This is a genomic window from Sphaerimonospora thailandensis (genome assembly GCF_016863115.1).
GTDB classification, from domain to species: domain Bacteria; phylum Actinomycetota; class Actinomycetes; order Streptosporangiales; family Streptosporangiaceae; genus Sphaerimonospora; species Sphaerimonospora cavernae.
Genome location: NZ_BOOG01000021.1, coordinates 41,756 through 61,555 on the forward strand (window position 1 = coordinate 41,756; position 19,800 = coordinate 61,555).

The window sequence follows — 19,800 nt, forward strand, 5'->3', positions numbered from 1 at the left end:
CCCGCTTTCCGTCCACAGAGTCCAGATGCGCGCCGTCCAGATGCGCGCCGTCCAGATGCGCGCCGCCCGGATGCGCGTTCTCCGGGTAGGCACGACATGATGTTTGATAGGCGCTGATAGGAGGTCACCGATGCCCGAGGACGAATCGCTCGGCGCGCTGGTCGCCCAGGCGAGCCATCAGATCTCGACCCTCGTACGCTCCGAGATCGAGTTGGCCAAGGCCGAGCTCAAGTTCGACGCGAAGCGGGTCGGCACCGCCGCCGGGCTGTTCGGCGCCGCCGCCTTCATCGGGCATCTGTGCCTGATCCTGGCCTCGTTCGCGATCGCGTACGGCCTCGTCGCGTTCGGACTGGCACGGTGGCTGGCGTTCGCCATCGTCACCGTGTTCTACCTCCTCGTGGCGGCGCTGCTGGTCTTCGTCGCGTACCGGCGGCTGAAGGGCCTGTCCGGCATGCGCCGCACGGCCCGAAGCCTGCGCAACCTCGCGGGCGGTGCCGAGGCCGAGGCTCCGGCGACGGAGGTCGAAGCCGAGCCGTCGGCCGGCACGGGCACGCCCGCCAAGCCGGCGCGCGAGCCGTACACGGGACCGACCGCGGGGCAGGTGGGCGCGCACCGGGAACCCGTGGACGCGCAGCGGGTGCCCGCCGGTGGGCCCCGAGACCCCGCGGGCACGCCCGGTGGGGAGCCGTCGTCCGATGCCTCCTGACGAGTCCCTGGTCCGGGTCGACGGACCCTGGACCCATCGGGAGGTGCACGCCGGGGGCACGCGCTTCCACGTCGTGGAGGCGGGCGAGGGACCGCTGGTGCTGCTGCTGCACGGTTTTCCCCAGTTCTGGTGGACCTGGCGCCACCAACTGGTCTCGCTGCCCGCGGCGGGCTACCGGGCCGTCGCCGTGGACCTGCGCGGGTACGGCGCCAGCGACAAGCCGCCGCGCGGGTACGACCTGCCGACCCTGGCCGTGGACGCGGCCGGTCTCGTCCGCGCCCTCGGCGAGACGGGCGCCATCGTGGTCGGCCACGACTGGGGCGGGCTGCTGGCCTGGACGATGGGCGTGCATGATCCGAAGGTGGTGCGGCGGCTCGTACCGGTGTCCGCGCCGCATCCGCTGCGCCTGCGCGCGGCGCTGTTCGGCGAACCCTTCGGCCAGCTCAAAGCCAGCCGGTACGCCTTGGGATTCCAGCTCCCCCTGCTGCCTGAGCGGCGGCTCACGGCCAGGGGAGGCGCCCGCGTCGGCCGTCTCATCCGCCGGTGGGCGGGGCCGGAGTGGCCGTCGGACGAGGCCACGCGCACCTATCAGGAGGCGCTGCGAATCCCGGGGGTGGCGCACTGTGCCCTGGAGTACTACCGCTGGTTCGCGCGTTCCCAGTTCCGGCCGGACGGCCTCCGCTACGCGCGGCGGATGCGCACCGAGATCGAGGCGCCCACGCTGCAACTGCACGGCGCGCTCGACCGGTGTCTCCTGCCGCGTACGGCCCAGGGCTCCAGCCGTTATGTGGCCGCGCCGTACCAATGGCGGCTGATCGAGGGAGCCGGCCACTTCCCGCACGAGGAGCGACCCGACCGGTTCGACGCCGACCTGATCGCCTGGCTCGCCGACCCGAAACCCGACCAGTGACTCCAAGTAACCGGCGCGCCCCATTGGATCGTCGTCGTCCGGTTTCAAGTTTTGGCTTCATCCATATCGTGTAAGCGATCGGGCATGGTCTCCCACCTGGCTCGCCGGAACGAACCTCCGGCGTGATCTTGTGGAATCTTGTAGAAATGTGCCCTGAAGTGCCGCGACCCCATGGTGTGATCACAGCGTGATCGTGGCGTGACCCTGCAGTGCGGAGAAACCATATGCGTGACCGTGATGAAGCGGGCCGGCCCCGGAACTCCCGTTCTAGGGACGAGTACGGCAGGCCGCTTCCCCGGGGCGTGGAAGGAGTGCCGCGCGTCCCCGACGATTACTCCCCCGGCGCCCGGCAGGCGATCGAGGAGGCCCGGCGGTTGCTCGCCGTCGAACGGCCGTTCCACGCGCACGAGGTTCTGGAGGCACGCTGGAAGACCGGTCCGGCGGAGGAGCGGGAGCTGTGGCAGGGCCTGGCCCAGATCTGTGTCGGGCTCACGCACGTGCAGCGCGGCAACCTGTCCGGGGCCGCGGCGCTCCTGCTCCGCGGATCCGCCCGGCTGGGCGGGTACGGCTCCCGCAGGCCGTACGGGCTGGACCTGCGCGCGCTGGAGTTGGCGGCCGACAGGGTCATCACGGCGCTCGATTCGGGCGGCATCGCCGCGTCGACGGCGATCAACGTGATTCTCGGCCATCTCCAGGACACCGAGGGCGCCCGCCCCGGCCAGCCAGACTGACCACCTGAACCAGGACCACTCCGCAACCACTCCCCACCTCGGGCATGATCTTGCGAATACCCGCAGATGAGCCCCTTGAACAGGCATTTCCCGTTCCATGATCTTGCAGTTTCTCGCAGGCCTATCTACTGACCCGCGAAAACAGCATTCGTGATCTTGCACTACACCCCCAACTGCAAGATCACGAAAGTGATTCGCGCAGGTCAGCCGGGGATTGTGCGAGAATTCGCAAGATCATGGGGATGGAGGGGGGACACGGGGCTGGGGAAGGGGGGCGATGGAAGTTTTAGTCGCATTCCTGGGTGCTCACCCTGCCGACGGCGGCGGTGCCGTCCTCGGCGTCGGGCAGGACCTCCTCGGCGGTCAGGGCGAAGCCCGTCTCCTTCTTGTCGATCGCGGCCGCGAAGATCACTCCGTACACCTTGCCGTCCGGGCTGAGCAGCGGGCCGCCGGAGTTGCCCGGCTGGACGTCGCCGCGGATCGCGTAGACCTCCCGGTTCACCTTGCGGTCGTTGTAGATGTTGAACGACTCCGCCCGCTGCTTGACCCGGATCCGCGCGGCCGCCGGGGTGAAGCCATGCCCCTTCGGATAACCGGCGATGATCGAGTTGTCGCCCCGTTCCGCCGAATAGTCGAACCGCAGCGGCCCGGCCTGCAGGTCGGAGACGAGCAGGACGGCGATGTCCCGGTCCGGGTTGTAGAGCACGACCTTCGCCTCATGCTGCGAGCCGGTGGAGTCGGTGACCCTGAGCCCGTCGGTGACTCCCGCGACGACATGGGCATTGGTCATGACCCGATGCCGGGCGTAGACGAAGCCGGTGCCCTCGATGCGCTTGCCGCAACTCGGAGCCGTGCCCTGGATCTTGACGATCGCGTGCCTGGCCCTGGTCAGCCCCGGGCTGCCTCGGAGCACGCCCTGGTCGGGCGGCGCGACGTTGCGCCCGTCGATGGCCGTGATGACCTGGGGCCAATCGGAGGCCTTGACGAAGTCCCGGAACGGTTTCTGCCAGGATCGCACGTTGTCCGGGATGGCGTCGTCCACCGTCTGCCACACCACCGAGCGGCTGACCTGGTCCTTCACCACCTCGATGCTCAGCGACACGAGCAGCGACCCGAGCAGCCAGGCAACGGCCAGGACCGAAAGTCCGCCGGCCACCGAGCCACCGAACGCGTCGACCATCTTGGCGGGCTCCCACGTCACGTGGCTGCGCACCACCACGCCGATCGTGGAGAACGCGAAGTGCCCGACCGTCGCCGCCAGGAAAACGATCACGATGGCCAGCAGCGCCCGTTCGAGCACACCGCTGACGATCGCCCCGACGACGGGCGGCGCGAGGAACATCCCCAGAAGCGCGCCGCCGAGAAAGCCCACGAAGCTGAAGGCCCCGATGATGAAGCCCTGCCGGTATCCGGATACAGCGAAGGCCAGCACCAGGCCGATCAGAATGAGGTCCAGGAGATCGCCGTGCACACCTCAACGGTAGCCAGCCACGCTGCGTATCGTGCGGGCGTCGGCAAGGTCTCATCGATATCGTGACGTCATGGGGGAATCGGAGGGGCGACAACACGGAGTCGAGGGAAGGCCGAGCGATCCCGCCGCCGATATCGACGGGCGGGTCGACGAACTGGTCCGGATCGCGCTTTCGGACACGGACCCGGACGGGCCGGTCAGATGGCAGGCGATCACGGCGCTGCAGAAACGCGGTGATCTGGAGACGTTCACCCTGGCCAGGCGGTTGTGTGCGAGCGAGGCGACCGCCGAACGGGTGCTCGGGGCCGACATCCTCGGAGAGCTCGGCCGGGACCGGCCGTTCACCGACCGCACGCTGCCCGTCCTACGCCACCTCGCGGCGAGCGAGACCGACCCCCGCGTGCTCTATTCGGTGCTGCTCGCTTTCGGGCACCTGCGCGACCGGCGCGCGCTGCCCTCGGTGATCAGGCTGTCCGAGAACGTCCATCCCACCGTCCGGTACGGCGCGGCCTACGCCCTGCCCCATGTGATGGGCGATCCTCCCGACCCGGCGGGCATGGCGGCGCTGCACCGGCTCACCGGCGACCCGGACGAGGACGTGGCCGACTGGGCGTCGCTGGGCCTGGCTCTGGGCGGAGGCGGTTCAGCCTCGGGTACGGTCCCGGGAGGCGAGTGCGACGACATCGGGGGGCAGATCCTCGACCCGTGACCGGTCCCAGGGCTGTTCGAACCCGGTGGCGGCCAGCACGCCGTCGAGCACCCCGGCGGTGAAGCCCCACACGAGCATGCCGCGCACCCGGAAGGCCACGGAGGGCATGATCCCTGCGGGGTGGCGCAGCCGCAGCCGGTTGGCCGGGTCGACCAGCTCGGCGATGGGGACGCGCTCCACGGACTCGACCTCGTCCGGCGAGGCGGCATGCACCGCGCTGGGCGTGTGCCACCACCCGAGCACCGGCGTCACCCGGTTGTCGCTGCGCCACAGATAGAGCTCGGGCATGGTGCCGATCACCTGAACGCCGTCGGGCTCGACCCCGGTCTCCTCCCGGGCCTCCCGGAGCGCCGCCGCGATCGGCCCGCCGTCCTCGGGGTCCACGCCTCCGCCGGGAAACGCCGGCTGGCCGGCGTGTACGCGCCCCCTGGAGCTGCGCTGGATGAGCAGGATGTCAGGGCCCTGCGGCCCCTCCCCGAACAGCAGGAGCACCGCGGCGCGCCGGCCCTCGCCGTTCGCCGGCGGCCGCATCGCCTTCGGCACCGGCGCGTACCCGGCCTCCGCCGCGAGGTCCGTCAACCATCCGGGAGCCACGACCACCTCCGATGCAACGTCCCACGCAGGTTACGCCAGTCACACTCCGAACGCGTGCCGACCGGTGGTGTCAGGAGAACGGTCCCGGCTTGACGAGCTTGGCCGCCTCGGCGGGATCGGTGGGGCCCGTGCCGTACGAGGGGCACAGCGTCGCGACCGGGCACGCGCCGCAGGCCGGCCTGCGGGCATGGCAGATCCGCCGGCCGTGCCAGATGAGCCGGTGGGAGAGCATCGTCCACTCGGACTTGGGGACGAGGCCGCCGATCTCGTGTTCGATCTTCACGGGATCGGTCTCGGCGGTCCAGCCGAATCTGCGCGCCAGGCGCTGGAAGTGGGTGTCCACGGTGATGCCGGGGACGCCGAAGGCGTTGCCGAGCACCACGTTGGCGGTCTTGCGGCCGACGCCGGGGAGGTCGACCAGGTCGGCGAGCCTGCCGGGGACCTCGCCGCCGTGCCGCTCGCACAGGGTCTGGGCCATGCCGATGATGCTGTTCGCCTTCGCCCGGTAGAAGCCGGTCGTCTTGATGATCTCTTCCAGCTCCTCGCGGTCGGCGGCGGCGTAGTCACCCGCCGTCCGATACTTGGCGAAAAGTACCGGAGTAACCACATTTACCCGTTTGTCCGTACACTGCGCCGAGAGGATCGTGGCGACCAGCAGCTCGAGAGGGGAGCCGAAGTCGAGCTCGCAATGGGCGTCAGGGTAAGTTTCGGCCAGAATTCTGTTGATCCGCCGAGCGCGGCGTACGAGCGCGAGCCGGGACTCACCCTCCGAAGGGACTTTACGGGGCACCCCGTAAGCCTACGCGGTGGGCAGGGGTCCACAATGGCAAGCAAGGGAGGCACCGTGAGCACCGAAGAAGTCTTGAGCAAGGCGCCCCTGTTCTCCGCGCTCGACCGAGAAGGCGCCGCTGCGCTGCGAACGAGCGTCACCATCGTCGAACTGCCCAAGGGGCGCACGCTGTTCAGCGAGAACGAGACGGGCGACCGGCTCTATGTGGTGCTCGAAGGAAAGATCAAGCTCTCGCGGGCCGCGCCCGACGGCCGTGAGAACCTGCTGAGCGTGCTCGGCCCCGGAGAGATGTTCGGGGAGTTGTCGCTGTTCGACCCCCGCCCTCGTACGGCTTCCGCGATCGCGCTGACCGACGTCCGCCTGGCCGGGCTCGGCCACGACGACCTCAGGCCCTGGCTGACCGGCCGCCCCGAGGTCGCCCTTCACCTGCTGCGGGCCCTGGCGCAGCGGCTGCGCCGTACCAACGACGTGCTGGCCGACCTGGTCTTCACCGACGTGCCCGGCCGGGTCGCCAAGCAGCTGCTCGACCTGGCCGACCGCTTCGGGCAGAAGACCGACGACGGCATCCGCGTCCATCACGATCTGACCCAGGAGGAGCTCGCCCAGCTGGTCGGAGCCTCCCGGGAGACCGTCAACAAGGCGCTGGCCGACTTCGCCCAGCGCGGTTGGCTGCGCATCGAGGCCAAGGCCGTGGTCATCATGGACTGGGAGCGGCTCTACAACCGCTCCCGGTAGGCGCCGCTCTACAGGTTCTTGAGGTAGTCGAGCTGGGCCGCGACGGACGCCTCGGCGGCGGCCCGCAGCGATTCGCCGACGTCCGCGTAGACGATCTCGACGATCTCCCTGGCATCCCTCGCCCCATGCCGGATGGCCTGGCGGATCTGGTCCAGGCGCTGCCGCCGGTGGGCGATGTACTCGTCGATCTTCCCGATCGGGTCGGGCAGCATCGGCCCGTGCCCGGGCAGCAGCGCCTCGGCCTCCAGCATCTCGGCGCTCCATCTCAGCTTGTCGAGGCTGCGCAGGTAGTCGGCGAGGTTCCCGTCGGGAGCGATCACCGTGGTGCCCCGGCCGAGGATGGTGTCCCCGGTGAGCATCGCCCGATCCTGCGCCAGCCAGAAGCAGAGCGAGTCGAACGAGTGGCCGGGGGTGCCGACCACCCGGACCTCCAGGCCGTCGACGGTGAGGACGTCGCCGTCGTCCAGGCCCTCGTCTCCCAGCCGATGCCGGGGATCGAGGGCCCGGACCGGGGCGCCGACCATCTCCGCGAACCTCGCGGCGCCGCCGCTGTGGTCGGGGTGGCCGTGCGTGAGCAGGACCGCTGCCACCTGTCGCTCGCCGAGGTGGTCGGCCACCCGCCTGAGGTGGGCGTCGTCGTCCGGCCCCGGGTCCACGAGGAGCACGCTCTCTCCTCTGCCGAGGACCCAGGTGTTCGTGCCGTCGAGCGTCATCGGCGACGCGTTGGGCGCCAGGAGGTTGGTCGCCCGGGCCGTACCCGAGCCGTCCGGCCCGTCCACGGGTATGCGCAGGCCGCTCATGGCCTCGTCTCCTTCTCGTCCGCTGAGCCCTCTGGCCCGTCAATGCCGGCAGAGACCTCAGAGACGTCCAGAACGACCTGTCCGTCCACCTCCACGGCGGCGGGCTGTACGGTGCTGATGTTCCGCTCGGCCGCGAACACCCCGTCGATCGCGTCGAATGCCGATATCTCCTGCAGCGTGCGATGGGTCGGCGGCAGGAGGAACACCTCGCCCGCCGCGGCGCCGGCCAGGGCGGACCGCGGGCTCAGCCAGGCGACCTTGTCCGCCTCGCCCCCCACGTCACGGGTCCGCTGGCCGGGCGGGAGCGCCGCCACGAAGAACCGGGTGTCGTACCGCCTGGGCTCGATCTCCGGGGTGATCCAGTGCGCCCACGCCTTGAGCAGGTCGGACCTGAGCACGAGCCCGCGGCGGTCGAGGAACTCGGCGAACGAGAGCGTCCGCCCGATCAACGCCAGGCGGTCGGCCTCCCAGTCGTCCCCGGTCGTGTCGGCCACGACCGTCGCGGCGTCGGGCCCGGCGAGCAGGACTCCGGACTCCTCGAAGGTCTCCCGTACGGCGGCGCACACCAGGCCGCGGGACACGGCCTCGTCGGCGCGGAGGATCTCTCCCCACTCGGCCGGTGCGGGCCCCGCCCACGCCACGGCGTGATCGGAGTCGCGGGGGTCCACCGAGCCCCCCGGGAACACGTACGCCCCCGCGGCGAAGGCCATCGTCGCCGTGCGGCGCAGCAGGTACGCCTCCAGGGGGGCGTCGCGGAGCAGGACGACGGTGGCGGCGTCACGGGCGCGGACGGGGGCGACACGGCCGGCGAGGACATCGCGAGCCCGCTCCCCGAGCTCGCCCGGCAGCGGGATCCTCATACGGTCCCCATCTCCCAGCAGAACGAGATTCGGTTAACCGTCCCGATATTTCCGCATATGTCCCGACTGACGCAATGCCAGTCCCGCCCGCGCCTCAGCTTGACTCCAGCCCGTTCGGGTCAGCGGACCTCGGCGACGAGATCCAGTTCGACCGGGGCGTCGAGCGGGAGGACGGCCACGCCCACCGCGCTTCTCGCGTGCCGGCCCGCGTCGCCGAGGACTTCTCCGAGCAGCTCGCTCGCACCGTTCACGACCACCGGCTGACCGGTGAAGTCGGGCGCGCTCGCCACGAAGCCGACGACCTTCACGATCCGTACGACCTTGGACAGGTCGCCGACCACGGACTTCACGGCCGCCAGCGCGTTGAGCGCGCAGATGCGGGCCAGTTCCTTGGCGTCCTCGGCCGAGACCTCGGCCCCGACCTTGCCGGTGACGGCGAGCTTGCCGTCGACCACGGGAAGCTGGCCGGAGGTGTACACGTAGTCGCCCGTCCTCAGCGCGGGCACGTACGCGGCCAGCGGGGTCGCGACCTCGGGCAGGGTCAGCCCGAGCTCGGCGAGGCGCTCTTCCGGGGTCGCCGCGCTCATGACTTGGCCCGCTTCATGTAGGCGACCAGCTGCTCGGGGTTGGGACCGGGGATGACCGAGACCAACTCCCAGCCGTCCTCACCCCAGTTATCCAATATCTGCTTCGTGGCGTGCACGAGCAGCGGGCCGGTAGTACGAATCCCGCGCATTATTCCCCCTTCTCCCGCTTCATGTAGGCGACCAGCTGCTCCGGGTTCGGACCTGGGATCACGGTGACGAGATCCCAGCCGTCCTCGCCCCAGTTGTCGAGGATCTGCTTCGTCGCATGGACCAGCAGAGGCACCGTGGCGTATTCGTAGCGCTTCATGGTCGGCACTCTACGCCAGGCCTCGAACGCAAAAACGGCACCTACCCGCAGGGAAGGGTAAGTGCCGTCGCCTTGCGGTCAGTCAAGGCAGACTGCTCAGCGCCGCCCGGGCGGCCTGCACGGCGGTAACCGGTGGAGGCAGACCGAGAGATTTCCGGATCGCCGGCTGCTGGGACTCGGGGTACAGCTGGTTGGCGAGCACCGCGAGGATGTCCCGGGGGTAGCCCGGCGGTACCGTGATCACCACTCCTCGTCGAGTCGTGACGAAATGAGGGCCATGATACGGGGGCGGAAACGAGGCTTCGACTACCTGCACGAAGCTGCTGGGCATCACACCGCCTAAAACGGTCCAATTTGTGGTCCGGCCAGGCTAGACCGGGTGTAGTGGGGTTCGTCAAGACTCAATAGCATTCCAGTCGAACACGCGCACTGTGAGTAGCGCTCACACCTGAAGATCTAGATCTACGAGCAACTCGCGTAGCTTGGCGATCGTCCGGCGGCGCGCCTCATCACGCTCCTCGTCGCTCATCGCCTCCGCCACCTCGGCTGCAGCCGTCAGGTGCGCCTCAAACTCGCCAACGCGCACATGCTCGACCAGCACCCGCTGACCACCCGGACCGACATCACCGATCTCGTCCGTCGGCACGATCGGCTCCGGCATCGGCGCCCCCCCGCCGAGGACGGCCTCGACCGACCCGGTCTCCCACCGGTAGGCGCTCTCGATCCGCCGATAGGTGAGCGCTTCGTAGTTGTCTCGCCGCCCGACCTCGAGGTCCGACACGGTCCGATAGTCCAGGTTGTGAGCGTCGGCAAAGCGCCGGCGGAACCTCCAGTCGGCGTCCAGCGCGCGCGACAGCTCCTTGCGCCGCGCGATGAGTAGGTCAGCGAGTTGGGTCCATTCGGGCCCTGCCATCAGTCCGCTCCTCTGCATGGGGTGCTGCTGCTGTACCTGCATGTGCGGGTTGAGCTGTCTACGCCAGTGGAGACAGCTTGAGCATAACGAATCACATTTAGGCGTCAACGCTTGATTTGGAATCAGTATGCCCCCAGCTCATGGCATGCGCCGACTCGGAAACGTAGATCATTTTTGATTCGCACCTGTGTGCGACCTTGCCTAAAGTGGAGTCAGACCCTAATGTGGCGCCATGCCACACCCGCCCCGTCCACCCCTTTCACACAACGGGGTGGCCATACGCACCATCCGCCAGCTCCGCAAGAAGTCCATGAAGGAGCTGGCCGAGGCTGTGAAAATCACACCGCAGTCCCTCAGCAACGCCGAGAACGAGACCAAGCGCGTGTCATTGGACCTGCTCAACAGGATCGCCATCGCGCTGGAGATCCCCCTCGCAGCTATCAGCCGCGTCCCCGTGGCCACCGGACAGCGCCCGGCCTTGCAGGGCGACTTCGTTCCCGAGCAGGAGACCGCAGCCTGATGGCGATCAACCCCGACTCTGAGGCATTCCACGCCGGATGGGCGGCGGCCGCCGACTGGCCGCCCCTCACCGAGCAGGAGATCGCCCGGCTCGTGCTGATCCTCCGGCCCGGCGGCACACCGCTGCTCAGTCCCGACACGTGCAAGGGAGTCGCCGCGTGAACACCTTCACCCAGCCCGGTTCGGTCTACGCGATCTGCGGGTTCTTCGCCCGGTGCGAGGAACTCGCCGAGCTCGACCGCAACGAGGCCCCCGCCTCCTGACAGACCGAGGTCCTCACCGAGTGCGCGGAGAGGACCTCGAGGACCCACCAACAGATCCCGTGAAGGAAGGAGTGGTGGATCAGTGACCACCACGGTACCGGTCCCGGGCGACACGGCCACGGCGCCGGATCCCCGCGAGGAATACATCCAGGGCCTGGAGGCCCTCGCCCGGCTGCTGCGTGAGCACCCCGAGGTGCCCCTGCCGGTCGTCGGCAAGCACGTGTCCACCGCGGTCACGCTGTACCTGTTCGACGACCCCCTGGTCCACGCGCGGACGCTCATCCCGCACATGACGGGGACGCGCGCCGAGGTCGACACCGCGGGATCCTACGACGCGGTCAACGTCCACGGCGCCGTGCGCGGCCTCCGGGTGCGGCTCTACATGAAGGCTGAGGACGTCTGCGAGCAGGCCGTCACCAAGAGGATCACCAGCCCGGACGACCGGGTGCTGCACGAGATGATCGAGTGGCAGATTCCCGCCGCGCTCCTGGACCTGGTCGGCCCGGCCGAGGGCGAGGTGTCCCGTGGCTGACACCCCGACCTATCAGCGGGACGAGATCCTGCGCATCGCCAGCGAAGTGCGTGTCGTCGAGGTCATCGAGGACCCCGACCACGATGGTCGCGAGTTGATCGGCGAGGTCACGACGGCCGACGGGTCAAAGCTGTACGGCACGTTCTACCTCGACGCCCGCGACTGCACGGTCACGCGCGTGCGACCTGCCGACGGAGAGCCGCGCCCGGGCCAGATCTGGGCCGACCGGTTCGGCAAGGAGTGGTTCGCCACCAGCGACGGCATGACCGTGAGCCTCCGATCCGGCACCAACAAGTGGACGAGCTGGGAGACGCTGCACCGCGGCGTGGAAGGGCCGATCGTTCTGGTCCGTGACGTCCCCCAGGTGGGCGGTGAGGGCCTGCCGGAGGGCGACTGGACGTGGACCGAGGACGACTCGGCCCGAGCCGTCGACCCGTCCGGCACGGTGTGGGACCTGAATCTCCACTACGTCGACGGCCGAGGGCAGCGCTGGCACTGGGCCGGCGGCTACTCGAGGGAGACCCCGGACGGCACCATGCAGCCGCTGATGTCCCGCGACGACTACACGCAGCAGGACGTGCCGATCGGCAGCATCCCGGGCCCTCTCACGCCGCAGGGGTGTGAGTCATGCCAGTGACCGCATCGCTTGCTGAGATGACCGCGCAGATCGACGCGGCCGAAGAGGACTGGCTGCGCGCCCGGGCGCTCCTGACGTACGGGTCGACCCGCTCGGCCACCCTCTGCGCGAGAGTGCAGCAGCTCCACCAGGTGGTGCTCGACCTGAAGGACCAGGCCGGCATGTGCCGGGAGGACGGCTGCCGGACGATCGGCCGCTGCGTCGAGCACCTCGCGTTCGGCGGGCTGCGCCGCGCCGACCACATCCAGCTGTGGGACCCGGAAGGGGAACGGTGGCTGCCGCAGCTGCTGGTGCTCGACGACCCCCGCCCCTGCCCGACATGTGACTGCCTGGTCGTCATGGTCCAGCCCCGGCAGGGCACGGCCCGCCGGCTGCATCGGGACCGCCACGCCCGGGTGCGGGTCGTCGCCCGGCCGGTGCCCGCCCAGGCGGTGGCGGGATGAAGCGGTCCCCGATGCCCCCCAGGCGCACGCCGTTGTCACGCGGGGCCAAGCAGCTGGCCCGGAAGACGTCGATCCGCGCGGTCGGCAAGGCGGGCGGGAAGCCCGGTAAGAAGGCCACGGCCGGGCCGAAGCCGCTACCGGCGAAGGTCGTGGCGCTCGTACGGCACCGCTCCGGCGGGCTGTGCGAAGTCGGCCTGGAATGCGGCGGCCTGGCCCCCGCCGTGGAGCGGGCGCACCGCATGGCCAAAGGGACCGGCGGCCCCGGACGCAAGGGCAGGGCGGTGTCGAACTCGCCGTCGAATCTGCTGGACGCGTGTCGGCGGGATCACGACCGGATCGACCGGGCGAAGGTCACTGACGCGTACGCATGGGGCTACAAGATCCGTCACGGGATCGCTCGGCCGTACGAGGTGCCGGTCCTGCACGCCGGGTACGGCTGGGTCCTGCTCGACGACCGGGGCGGGTGGCGGTCGGTTCCGGACACGGTGCTCACCCCCTCGGGTCTCCTTCCCGTGGTGCAGATCACCTGCTCCGAGTACGAGTACGACACCCCGGGCGTGCTGATCAAGACGCTGCACCGGTACGGCCACCTCGACTGCGGCGGATGGTCCTACGACTGGTCCGGCGAACTCGACGCGGTCCTGTTCTGCGCGTGCGGGTCGGACCCGTTCGTCGTCGTCCTCACTGATCTCCCTCCGGAGACCTGTTCCTGACCTCGCCCTGTCCCGCTGCTCTTCGGGGGTGAGCAGCGGGGCCCCGAGCCTTCCTTACCCCGACTCCCGAACGGAGATCACCATGATCGGCAACAAGCCGAAGCCGTCTGATCAGCTCGTCGCCTCAGCTCCGGCAGTGAGGTTCGCGACCGACGAGGCCGCGCAAACCGTCCTGGGGAGCCTGCGCTCCACCTACGACAACGCCGTCACCTTCGCTAATCAGCAGGCCGCGCTGGCTGACGCCTGCCAGGCCGACATGGACAAGTGGGCGGCGGAGATCGAGGAGCGGAAGGCCTGGATCGAGGAGCGGAAGGCCTGGATCGAGGAGCGTGACCTGGAGAAGCGGGCCGCGTTGCAGCAGGCCCAGCGCGGCCGGGACGCCGCCAAGGGCGCGGCGGACACGCTCGCCGTGCTGGGGGCGCCGGTCCCTCCGGCGAACGGGGAGCTGTCGCACGACCCGGACGGGGCGTGGTCGCGGGTGGACGCGGCGCACGACGCGTTGAACGCGAGCGGGGGTGCCCGGTGACCGCGCTGTTCTCCCGCCGCCGAGGCCGCCACGTACGGCACGGATCCTTCACCGGGTGGGGCTGCCTGGCCAGGGCCGTACAGGGTGCCGCCGCGCACCCGGTGGTGGACGCCGCGATCGCCCGCCCGGTCCTCGGGCGCAAGCCGTACGAGACCCCCAGGAGCGCAGGATGAACAGCCCTCGCGACACGACCAAGACCGACCCGCTGCTGCTCCTGGCCGACGCGATGGGACCCGGCGGACCGTCGGCGTCGATCGAACGGTGGGAGGCCCAGGGCCAGCAGGAGCTGGTCAACTCCGAGACCATTCCCACCTGGATCCAGGGCGGCAGCGACGACGATCTGACCGCGCTCGGCTTCCAGCTCGGCGAGGTGGTTGAGGACGACCCGCTGTTCCGCCGCGCAGTCCTCCCGGAAGGCTGGGCGCGGGTGCCCTCCGACCATTCCATGTGGTCCCACATCGTCGACCCGCTCGGCCGCCGCCGCGTGGCCATGTTCTATAAGGCCGCGCCGTACGACCGGAAGGCGCACATCTCGCTGAACACGGTCTACAGCTACGTGCAGAACTGCCTATACGAGGGCACCACGCCGGTCCTGGACGACACATGGGCGACCCGCGAGGACGTCCTCAAGGTGCTCGCCGAGATCGAGACCTACGAGCTGGCACATGTGAAGGAGTGGTCCGGCCACAGAGAGGACTACGCCCGCGAGTACGAGGCCGAAGCGCGTGAGAAGGCTGCCCAGTGCGCCCAGCTCGCCGATGAGCTGGGCGCCCCGACGGGCGGCTGCTCCTGTTCGGAATTCGGCCCGTGCCCGGCAGATGGCGGGGCGGCCCATGAGTGATCTCGACCAGGACCAGGCCGGCGTCGAGGTGGATGTCCACCTGTCGCCGGTGGAGCGGGCCGCTGCGGAGGTCCCGCCGTACGCCTCCGCGTGGGCGGTCAGCGCGATGGTGACGCTGATCGTGGCCGCCGCCGTCGTGACCGGCTCGCCCGTGGTCGTGGTCGCGATGGCCGCGATCGCCATAGCGGCCGGCTGGTGGGGCGCCATGTACGGGATCCAGGTCGGCCGTAAGCGTGAGGCTGGCCGGGTCCGGGCGGCCAGGCAGGAGATGGCCCGCCTGCAGGAGGACAAAGCCAGGGCGGACGCCGACCTCGCTCGCGTGTCCGGCGCGATCGAGACCCTCGCCAGTGAGTGGGTGCGCCTGCATCCGGCGGTGCCGGACACGTGCGTGCGGCAGCTCCGGGAGATCCACTCGACCCGGATGGAGGGCCGGTGAAGGGCCTCCTCGACCTACTCATCCCCGTGGTGCTGGTGTTCGTCGGCGCGCTCGTCGTCGTGATCGTCGGGTTCTGGGCCTGGGGTGCGTGGGACGCGCGGCAGGCCCGACGACAGACCGCGGAGACCCGGGCACGGTTCGACGCGATCGTCGCTGCCGACCTGCACGACGTCTTCCCCGCGGAGGACTGCTGATGTGGGGGTCACGCCTGTGGCTGTGGGCGAGCACTAAACGGCAGCTGGTCGACGACGTCGCCCGGCTGGAGCGGATGCTCGCCCACACCGACGCCCAACTGGCCAAGGCCCGCACCGACCTTGCTCGGGAGCGGCAGGCGGCGCTCGCACGCCGCCTCCCGGCCGAGTTGGCCACCGTGGCGGAGACGCTGCTCGGCACGGGCGGCATCACCCGGGACCTGAGCGCGGCGGCCGCCGCCCTGCGTACGGGCCAGCCCATCCGGGAGGCGGTACGGGGCCCGCTCGCGGACTTACTCGAGGACCACGCACACGAGCACAGCTCGTACGACTGCCCGTGGGCTGAGCACATCTGCCCGGCAGGCCGTACAGCCCGAGCCCTGACTGGGGAGGCCAGATGACCAGGCCGATGGCGGAGTCGATGTCCAAGACGCTGGCGCTGCTGGCGGCCGGTCACACCGTGCAGGACACGGCTGATCTCATGGACTGGCCGCTCGGCGCAGTCCGCAAACTCGTGATGAGCTGCAAGGGGTGGCTGGTCGGCTCCGACGGGCGGGTCTGCTGTCCCGGCGCTCGGGGCGGTCGGATCCCTGTTCCCGCCGGGGTCGACCGCGCCCACCTGGAGTGGGCGCAGCAGGTGAAAACCGGCGGGACGAAAGAACAACCCGCCGCTGATCCGCCGCTGACGATCGACCTGGCCCTATCCAGCATCCACGCCAACCCGGGCAACATACGCGACGAGGTCGGCGACATCTCCGAACTCGCTACGTCGATCCGCGCGCACGGGCTGCTGCAGCCGCTCACCGTACGACCCCATCCCACAGTGGCCGACAGGTATGAGTTGCTGGCGGGGCATCGCCGACTCGCGGCCGCTCGCGAGGCAGGCCTCGCAGTCGTTCCTGCGGTCATCCACGCTGACATGGATGATGCCACCGCGATCGAGGTCATGATCGTGGAGAACGTTCAACGGCGCGACCTGAACCCGATGGAGAAAGCCGAAGCTCTCGGCAAACTCCGCTCCCGCGGCTACACCAACGCGCTCATCAGCACCCGGACGGGCATTCCCGACTCCACCGTCTCCTACCTCCTGGCCCTCCTGGAGTTGGACGAGGCCGGACGTGAGAAGGTCCGCACAGGTGAGATCACCGCCGGTGAGGCCGTCGCCGCGGTGCGGAAGTTCCGCAAGAAGCAGCGGGTGAAGGCCGGTGGTAGCGACCAGGCGTGGGCCTGGGAGCCGGACTACCTCACGATCAACCACCCGCTGGCCAAGCGTGCTCAGCGGACCTGTGATGCCCGGGAGCACACCGCCCGGCGCCGGATCGGCAAGGTCGCCTGCGGCCAGTGCTGGGAGACCGTGATCCGCCAAGACGAGCAGATCGTCATGGCGGCCGCGCACCGGGACCGGGGGGCCACGGCATGAGCCCGGAAACCCGCGCCGTACGGCACGGCACCCAGGCGGGCTACACCCTGGACGGCTGCCGTTGCCCCCGCTGCACCAAAGCTCATCGTGACTACCAGAACATGCGCAGCCGTCAGATCGCCTACGGCCAGTGGAACCCCCTCGTCGACGCCGACCCCGTCCGGGAGCACCTCGCGCTGCTGGCCGACCAAGGTATCGGCTGGCGTCGCGCTACCCGCCTCGCGGGTGTTTCCCGGTACACCGTCCACCGGCTGCTGTACGGCACCCCAGCGGCAGGAAGGCCGCCACCGAAACGCATCAAGCCGAAGACAGCAGAGAAACTGCTCGCGGTACGCCTGGACCTGGACACGCTCCCCCCGTCGTCCGTGATCGACGGCACGGCCACTCGGCGCCGTATCCAAGCCCTGTGCGTCGTCGGCTGGTCCGTCGCCGAGCAGGCCCGCCAGATCGGCATGTGGCCGGCGAACCTGAACGCTGTCCTGACGAGCAAGCGGGTGGGCGTCGCTGTCGCCCGGAAGGTCCGGGACCTGACCGAACGCCTGTGGAATCAGCCGCCGCCGGAGACGACCAGATCAGAGCGGAAGTCAGTGTCGTACACCCGCGGCCGCGCGGCACGTAAGGGCTGGCTGCCGCTCGCGGCGTGGGACGACGACCTGATCGACCTGCCGGACGCGTGGCTCGCTGCGGAGTTGCAGCGCCGGGTAGCGGAGATGGACCTGACTGAGCTTGCCCGCTGCGACCGGTACAGGCGGGAGCACGGGGAGCGGTCCCCGCTGGTCGTGGCCGGGGCGGAGGAGTACAGGCGGCGCCGGGCTGCAGCACGCAGGGGGGCCGCATGATGCTCGCGCTGGAAGCCCACTACCCCTGCCCCGTGTGCGGGTGCCGCCTGCGCACCGTGATGACCGCCGAGGCGCGGATCAACAAGCGGTCCCTCCGCGTGGAGCCGTTCATCGGAGTCGCCCCTGGCCCGTGCCCCGAATGCGGCGCCACGGCCCAGCCCCCCGACCGGCTCACGTACGAACTCACCGCCAAGTCCGCCGCCGACGTGGCCGCGTACCGGGCCAAGCGGTGGCCCGAACTCCTCGAGGAGGCCCCGCCCCTGTGACCCGTATCGACATGACCACCCGAGAGTTACACGAGTTGATCGACCCGGTGCTGCCACACACGGTCAACGATCCGACCCTGCCCGAGCTCGGCGTCATCCGTATCGAGACCCGCGCAGATGTGCTGTACGCCGTAGCGACCGACCGGTACACCCTCGGCGCGGCCCGGCATCCCGTCGGCGACCCGGTTGACGACGTGGTGATCGCGATCGACCGGTCCGAGGCCGCCGCGATGCTGAAGCTGTTCAAGCACAGCAAGGACGACGACCCGCAGCTGCGGCTGGTCATCGACCGGGTCCCGGTGCCGGTGACCGACCGAGGCAACACGGTCGAGTCGTTGGGGCTGACGGTCGACTCCGAGGACGGCACTCGCCTGATCCTGCACGGCCGGGCCCAGTCGGTGCTCGGCAATTGGCGTTCGCTGGTGGGCCGGATCCTCGCACGGCCGAACGTCCCGGCCGCCCCGGCGCTGTTCCTCACCCCGACGTACCTGCGCCGGTGGACTAAGGCGGCACGGAAAGGGGAGCGGCTGTCGGTGTTCGTCGGGCCAGAGCCCACGGACCCGCTGCTGATCCAGGCAGAGAACCACTTCATCGGGATCTGGATGCCGGCCGGTCACCTGGACGCGGGTGAGGAACTGCCGGGCAGCCCGTGGCGTCGCGAGCTCCTGGTCGACGAAGACGACCGGGAGACGGCCGAGCAGCTGCTGCGGACCCCGCCCGCGCGAGAGCCACTCGACACCGATGAACCAGGTGGCGACCTCGAGCTGTTGGTGGAGGCGGCCGAGCTTGTGATGTCCACCCAGTTGGGCTCGACCTCGATGGTCCAGCGCAAACTCCGGGTCGGCTTTGCCAAGGCTGGCCGACTGATGGACCTGCTGGAGAGCTGGAACGTCGTCGGGCCTGCGCAGGGCTCCAAGGCCCGCGACGTCCTGGTCCCGCCGGACCAGGCCGACGAGATCGTACTCAAGATCCGCAGTGGGGAGGCGGCGGAATGACCCGTTGGAACGGCCCCGCGCATCGCGGCGCGGCCCGGGAGGCCCGTGAGCGGAGACGCGCCGAGGCCGAGGCACGGAATGCGCGCACCCCGATGGAGCGGACCGCGCGGTTCCGCCGGCAGTTGGACGCCCTCGCCGACCCGAGGACAGCCCGTGACTGACCAGACCGCCATCACGCGCCGCAAACTCGCCATCACCATCCAGGCCCTCGTACCTCTGCGGGTTCTTGAGCTCGCCGGCACCAGCTTCGAGGAGCGGGAACGCGCCGTCGGCCGGGCATCCCAGGTGATCGCCGAACACGGCGACGACCTCCAATTCGGCGGCCGCCACCGCCCCGACGCGATCAAGACCCTGGTCCGCGCCCTGGCCGTGCTCGCCTACCAGCCCGGCGGCGTCACCTATGAGGGCATGCACTTCTGCGTCGACCACGCCGAGTGTGAGCAGGCCGACCAGGCGGCGCAAGCCGTACTGGAGGCCGCCCATGCTTGACCCCGCCCCCCAGGTGCACGCCGCCCAGATCTGGGCGCGCCGCGCCGATGAATCCCGCCAGTTCTTCGTCCTCCGCTCGGAAGCCGGCCAGGTCCGCGGCTGGTCCTACCAGGCGCGCACGTCGGCCACCTGGGACAGGTTGATCCCGCTGCAGGCATTCCTCACCCAGTACCGCCTGGTAGACGACGCCCCGCACCTGCGGGAGGCGCCATGAAGCCAACGTCCACACCGTGCATGCCGTGGGACGGCCCCGTCCGGGACGGCCTGCCCATCCTGCGTGGCGGCCGATCTGCCCGCCGCGCCGCCTACGCCGCCGTCCACGGCGATCCCGGCCCCCACCCCATCGTCACCGTCTGCGGAACGTCGGACTGTGTCGAACCCGACCACCTCGCCACCACGTTGGACGCCCGCACCCACTGCGGCAACCGCCACCCGTGGCGGCCCGAAACCACCCGGTGGCGGCGGCGACGTGGCCACGTCGAACGCGACTGCCTGCTCTGCCGGGCCGAGCAGAAAGCCCGCGCACGTGACCGCCGGAGGTACATGTGACCGCGCAAACCACGACGATCGGCAACGT

General features: G+C 70.0%; 35 protein-coding genes. 25 read left to right on the forward strand and 10 right to left on the reverse strand.

The annotated features are described in order from the left end of the window. Window positions 1-130: 130 nt before the first annotated feature. The 3 genes from Mth01_RS12520 to Mth01_RS12530 all read left to right on the forward strand — a co-directional run bounded on the left by Mth01_RS12520 (window position 131) and on the right by Mth01_RS12530 (window position 2,347). Window positions 131-706, forward strand: a complete 576-nt coding sequence (locus tag Mth01_RS12520; RefSeq protein ID WP_204015982.1) for a phage holin family protein — start codon at window positions 131-133, stop codon at window positions 704-706. Beyond that, window positions 696-1,616 (forward strand): alpha/beta fold hydrolase, encoded by a 921-nt coding sequence (locus Mth01_RS12525; protein ID WP_204015983.1) that lies wholly within the window; start codon window positions 696-698, stop codon window positions 1,614-1,616. The genes Mth01_RS12520 and Mth01_RS12525 overlap by 11 nt, the downstream gene beginning before the upstream one ends. A gap of 224 nt (window positions 1,617-1,840) precedes the next feature. Next, window positions 1,841-2,347 carry a DUF309 domain-containing protein gene (locus Mth01_RS12530; protein WP_204015984.1) on the forward strand — a complete coding sequence of 169 codons (507 nt, stop codon included), beginning with the start codon at window positions 1,841-1,843 and terminating at the stop codon, window positions 2,345-2,347. 286 nt (window positions 2,348-2,633) lie between these two features. Here Mth01_RS12530 and Mth01_RS12535 read toward each other — a convergent pair whose 3' ends face one another. Continuing rightward, window positions 2,634-3,818, reverse strand: coding sequence for a MarP family serine protease (locus Mth01_RS12535; protein WP_204015985.1), 1,185 nt, complete (start codon window positions 3,816-3,818; stop codon window positions 2,634-2,636). A 70-nt stretch (window positions 3,819-3,888) separates the two neighbouring features. Here Mth01_RS12535 and Mth01_RS12540 point away from each other — a divergent pair, with 70 nt between their 5' ends. Beyond that, a complete protein-coding gene (locus tag Mth01_RS12540) occupies window positions 3,889-4,527 on the forward strand; it encodes a HEAT repeat domain-containing protein (RefSeq protein ID WP_204015986.1) in 639 nt (212 codons plus the stop codon). On the opposite strand, the gene Mth01_RS12545 is transcribed toward Mth01_RS12540, so the two are convergent. Continuing rightward, a complete protein-coding gene (locus tag Mth01_RS12545; RefSeq protein WP_407695938.1) occupies window positions 4,462-5,121 on the reverse strand; it encodes an NUDIX hydrolase in 660 nt (219 codons plus the stop codon). The two genes, Mth01_RS12540 and Mth01_RS12545, sit on opposite strands and share 66 nt — an antisense overlap. A gap of 70 nt (window positions 5,122-5,191) precedes the next feature. After that, window positions 5,192-5,911 carry an endonuclease III gene (gene nth, locus Mth01_RS12550; RefSeq protein ID WP_204015988.1) on the reverse strand — a complete coding sequence of 240 codons (720 nt, stop codon included), beginning with the start codon at window positions 5,909-5,911 and terminating at the stop codon, window positions 5,192-5,194. Window positions 5,912-5,944: 33 nt separating this feature from the next. Between nth and Mth01_RS12555 the strand changes: the two genes are divergently transcribed. Further along, on the forward strand, window positions 5,945-6,646 hold the full coding sequence (locus Mth01_RS12555) for a Crp/Fnr family transcriptional regulator (protein ID WP_204015989.1): 702 nt from the start codon (window positions 5,945-5,947) through the stop codon (window positions 6,644-6,646). Between the two features lie 8 nt (window positions 6,647-6,654). Here Mth01_RS12555 and Mth01_RS12560 read toward each other — a convergent pair whose 3' ends face one another. The 7 genes from Mth01_RS12560 to Mth01_RS12590 form a co-directional block, all read right to left on the reverse strand. Further along, window positions 6,655-7,446 carry an MBL fold metallo-hydrolase gene (locus Mth01_RS12560; protein ID WP_204015990.1) on the reverse strand — a complete coding sequence of 264 codons (792 nt, stop codon included), beginning with the start codon at window positions 7,444-7,446 and terminating at the stop codon, window positions 6,655-6,657. Then, a complete protein-coding gene (locus tag Mth01_RS12565) occupies window positions 7,443-8,306 on the reverse strand; it encodes an NUDIX hydrolase (RefSeq protein WP_204015991.1) in 864 nt (287 codons plus the stop codon). Before Mth01_RS12565 ends, Mth01_RS12560 begins: the two co-directional genes overlap by 4 nt. Before the next feature lie 119 nt (window positions 8,307-8,425). Then, window positions 8,426-8,893, reverse strand: a complete 468-nt coding sequence (locus Mth01_RS12570) for a RidA family protein (protein ID WP_204015992.1) — start codon at window positions 8,891-8,893, stop codon at window positions 8,426-8,428. Beyond that, complete coding sequence (locus Mth01_RS12575) at window positions 8,890-9,042, reverse strand: hypothetical protein (protein WP_204015993.1); 153 nt, start codon at window positions 9,040-9,042, stop codon at window positions 8,890-8,892. The genes Mth01_RS12570 and Mth01_RS12575 overlap by 4 nt, the downstream gene beginning before the upstream one ends. After that, window positions 9,042-9,200 carry a hypothetical protein gene (locus Mth01_RS12580; protein ID WP_204015994.1) on the reverse strand — a complete coding sequence of 53 codons (159 nt, stop codon included), beginning with the start codon at window positions 9,198-9,200 and terminating at the stop codon, window positions 9,042-9,044. The genes Mth01_RS12575 and Mth01_RS12580 overlap by 1 nt, the downstream gene beginning before the upstream one ends. A gap of 82 nt (window positions 9,201-9,282) precedes the next feature. Continuing rightward, complete coding sequence (locus Mth01_RS12585) at window positions 9,283-9,444, reverse strand: hypothetical protein (RefSeq protein WP_204015995.1); 162 nt, start codon at window positions 9,442-9,444, stop codon at window positions 9,283-9,285. A gap of 198 nt (window positions 9,445-9,642) precedes the next feature. Next, window positions 9,643-10,113: a hypothetical protein gene (locus Mth01_RS12590; protein WP_204015996.1), complete on the reverse strand. Its 471-nt coding sequence runs from the start codon at window positions 10,111-10,113 to the stop codon at window positions 9,643-9,645. A 271-nt stretch (window positions 10,114-10,384) separates the two neighbouring features. Between Mth01_RS12590 and Mth01_RS12595 the strand changes: the two genes are divergently transcribed. From Mth01_RS12595 to Mth01_RS12685, 20 genes are all read left to right on the forward strand, one after another. Continuing rightward, the gene (locus tag Mth01_RS12595; protein ID WP_204015997.1) at window positions 10,385-10,633 is read left to right on the forward strand and encodes a helix-turn-helix domain-containing protein; all 249 of its coding nucleotides are present in this window, start codon (window positions 10,385-10,387) and stop codon (window positions 10,631-10,633) included. Then, the gene (locus tag Mth01_RS12600) at window positions 10,633-10,794 is read left to right on the forward strand and encodes a hypothetical protein (protein WP_204015998.1); all 162 of its coding nucleotides are present in this window, start codon (window positions 10,633-10,635) and stop codon (window positions 10,792-10,794) included. The genes Mth01_RS12595 and Mth01_RS12600 overlap by 1 nt, the downstream gene beginning before the upstream one ends. A gap of 183 nt (window positions 10,795-10,977) precedes the next feature. Then, the gene (locus Mth01_RS12605) at window positions 10,978-11,427 is read left to right on the forward strand and encodes a hypothetical protein (protein ID WP_204015999.1); all 450 of its coding nucleotides are present in this window, start codon (window positions 10,978-10,980) and stop codon (window positions 11,425-11,427) included. After that, complete coding sequence (locus Mth01_RS12610; protein WP_204016000.1) at window positions 11,420-12,064, forward strand: hypothetical protein; 645 nt, start codon at window positions 11,420-11,422, stop codon at window positions 12,062-12,064. The genes Mth01_RS12605 and Mth01_RS12610 overlap by 8 nt, the downstream gene beginning before the upstream one ends. After that, complete coding sequence (locus Mth01_RS12615; RefSeq protein ID WP_204016001.1) at window positions 12,055-12,507, forward strand: hypothetical protein; 453 nt, start codon at window positions 12,055-12,057, stop codon at window positions 12,505-12,507. The genes Mth01_RS12610 and Mth01_RS12615 overlap by 10 nt, the downstream gene beginning before the upstream one ends. A gap of 11 nt (window positions 12,508-12,518) precedes the next feature. Further along, window positions 12,519-13,220, forward strand: a complete 702-nt coding sequence (locus Mth01_RS12620; RefSeq protein ID WP_204016002.1) for a hypothetical protein — start codon at window positions 12,519-12,521, stop codon at window positions 13,218-13,220. Window positions 13,221-13,302: 82 nt separating this feature from the next. After that, window positions 13,303-13,746: a hypothetical protein gene (locus Mth01_RS12625; protein WP_204016003.1), complete on the forward strand. Its 444-nt coding sequence runs from the start codon at window positions 13,303-13,305 to the stop codon at window positions 13,744-13,746. Next, window positions 13,743-13,919, forward strand: coding sequence for a hypothetical protein (locus Mth01_RS12630; RefSeq protein WP_204016004.1), 177 nt, complete (start codon window positions 13,743-13,745; stop codon window positions 13,917-13,919). Before Mth01_RS12625 ends, Mth01_RS12630 begins: the two co-directional genes overlap by 4 nt. Further along, on the forward strand, window positions 13,916-14,587 hold the full coding sequence (locus Mth01_RS12635) for a hypothetical protein (RefSeq protein WP_204016005.1): 672 nt from the start codon (window positions 13,916-13,918) through the stop codon (window positions 14,585-14,587). Before Mth01_RS12630 ends, Mth01_RS12635 begins: the two co-directional genes overlap by 4 nt. Beyond that, a complete protein-coding gene (locus Mth01_RS12640; RefSeq protein ID WP_204016006.1) occupies window positions 14,580-15,023 on the forward strand; it encodes a hypothetical protein in 444 nt (147 codons plus the stop codon). The genes Mth01_RS12635 and Mth01_RS12640 overlap by 8 nt, the downstream gene beginning before the upstream one ends. Then, window positions 15,020-15,217 carry a hypothetical protein gene (locus Mth01_RS12645; protein WP_204016007.1) on the forward strand — a complete coding sequence of 66 codons (198 nt, stop codon included), beginning with the start codon at window positions 15,020-15,022 and terminating at the stop codon, window positions 15,215-15,217. The genes Mth01_RS12640 and Mth01_RS12645 overlap by 4 nt, the downstream gene beginning before the upstream one ends. Continuing rightward, window positions 15,217-15,615 (forward strand): hypothetical protein, encoded by a 399-nt coding sequence (locus Mth01_RS12650; protein WP_204016008.1) that lies wholly within the window; start codon window positions 15,217-15,219, stop codon window positions 15,613-15,615. The genes Mth01_RS12645 and Mth01_RS12650 overlap by 1 nt, the downstream gene beginning before the upstream one ends. Next, window positions 15,612-16,634, forward strand: a complete 1,023-nt coding sequence (locus Mth01_RS12655) for a ParB/RepB/Spo0J family partition protein (protein ID WP_204016009.1) — start codon at window positions 15,612-15,614, stop codon at window positions 16,632-16,634. Before Mth01_RS12650 ends, Mth01_RS12655 begins: the two co-directional genes overlap by 4 nt. Next, window positions 16,631-17,473 carry a hypothetical protein gene (locus Mth01_RS12660; RefSeq protein WP_204016010.1) on the forward strand — a complete coding sequence of 281 codons (843 nt, stop codon included), beginning with the start codon at window positions 16,631-16,633 and terminating at the stop codon, window positions 17,471-17,473. Before Mth01_RS12655 ends, Mth01_RS12660 begins: the two co-directional genes overlap by 4 nt. Beyond that, window positions 17,470-17,739, forward strand: a complete 270-nt coding sequence (locus Mth01_RS29680) for a hypothetical protein (protein ID WP_239089615.1) — start codon at window positions 17,470-17,472, stop codon at window positions 17,737-17,739. Before Mth01_RS12660 ends, Mth01_RS29680 begins: the two co-directional genes overlap by 4 nt. Beyond that, complete coding sequence (locus tag Mth01_RS30390) at window positions 17,736-18,734, forward strand: DNA translocase FtsK (protein WP_407695939.1); 999 nt, start codon at window positions 17,736-17,738, stop codon at window positions 18,732-18,734. Before Mth01_RS29680 ends, Mth01_RS30390 begins: the two co-directional genes overlap by 4 nt. Then, on the forward strand, window positions 18,731-18,895 hold the full coding sequence (locus Mth01_RS12670) for a hypothetical protein (protein ID WP_204016012.1): 165 nt from the start codon (window positions 18,731-18,733) through the stop codon (window positions 18,893-18,895). The genes Mth01_RS30390 and Mth01_RS12670 overlap by 4 nt, the downstream gene beginning before the upstream one ends. Beyond that, entirely contained in the window at window positions 18,888-19,223 is a 336-nt protein-coding gene (locus tag Mth01_RS12675) for a hypothetical protein (protein WP_204016013.1), read from the forward strand. Before Mth01_RS12670 ends, Mth01_RS12675 begins: the two co-directional genes overlap by 8 nt. Then, entirely contained in the window at window positions 19,216-19,437 is a 222-nt protein-coding gene (locus tag Mth01_RS12680) for a hypothetical protein (RefSeq protein WP_204016014.1), read from the forward strand. The genes Mth01_RS12675 and Mth01_RS12680 overlap by 8 nt, the downstream gene beginning before the upstream one ends. Continuing rightward, window positions 19,434-19,772, forward strand: a complete 339-nt coding sequence (locus Mth01_RS12685; RefSeq protein ID WP_204016015.1) for a hypothetical protein — start codon at window positions 19,434-19,436, stop codon at window positions 19,770-19,772. Before Mth01_RS12680 ends, Mth01_RS12685 begins: the two co-directional genes overlap by 4 nt. Window positions 19,773-19,800 lie beyond the last annotated feature (28 nt).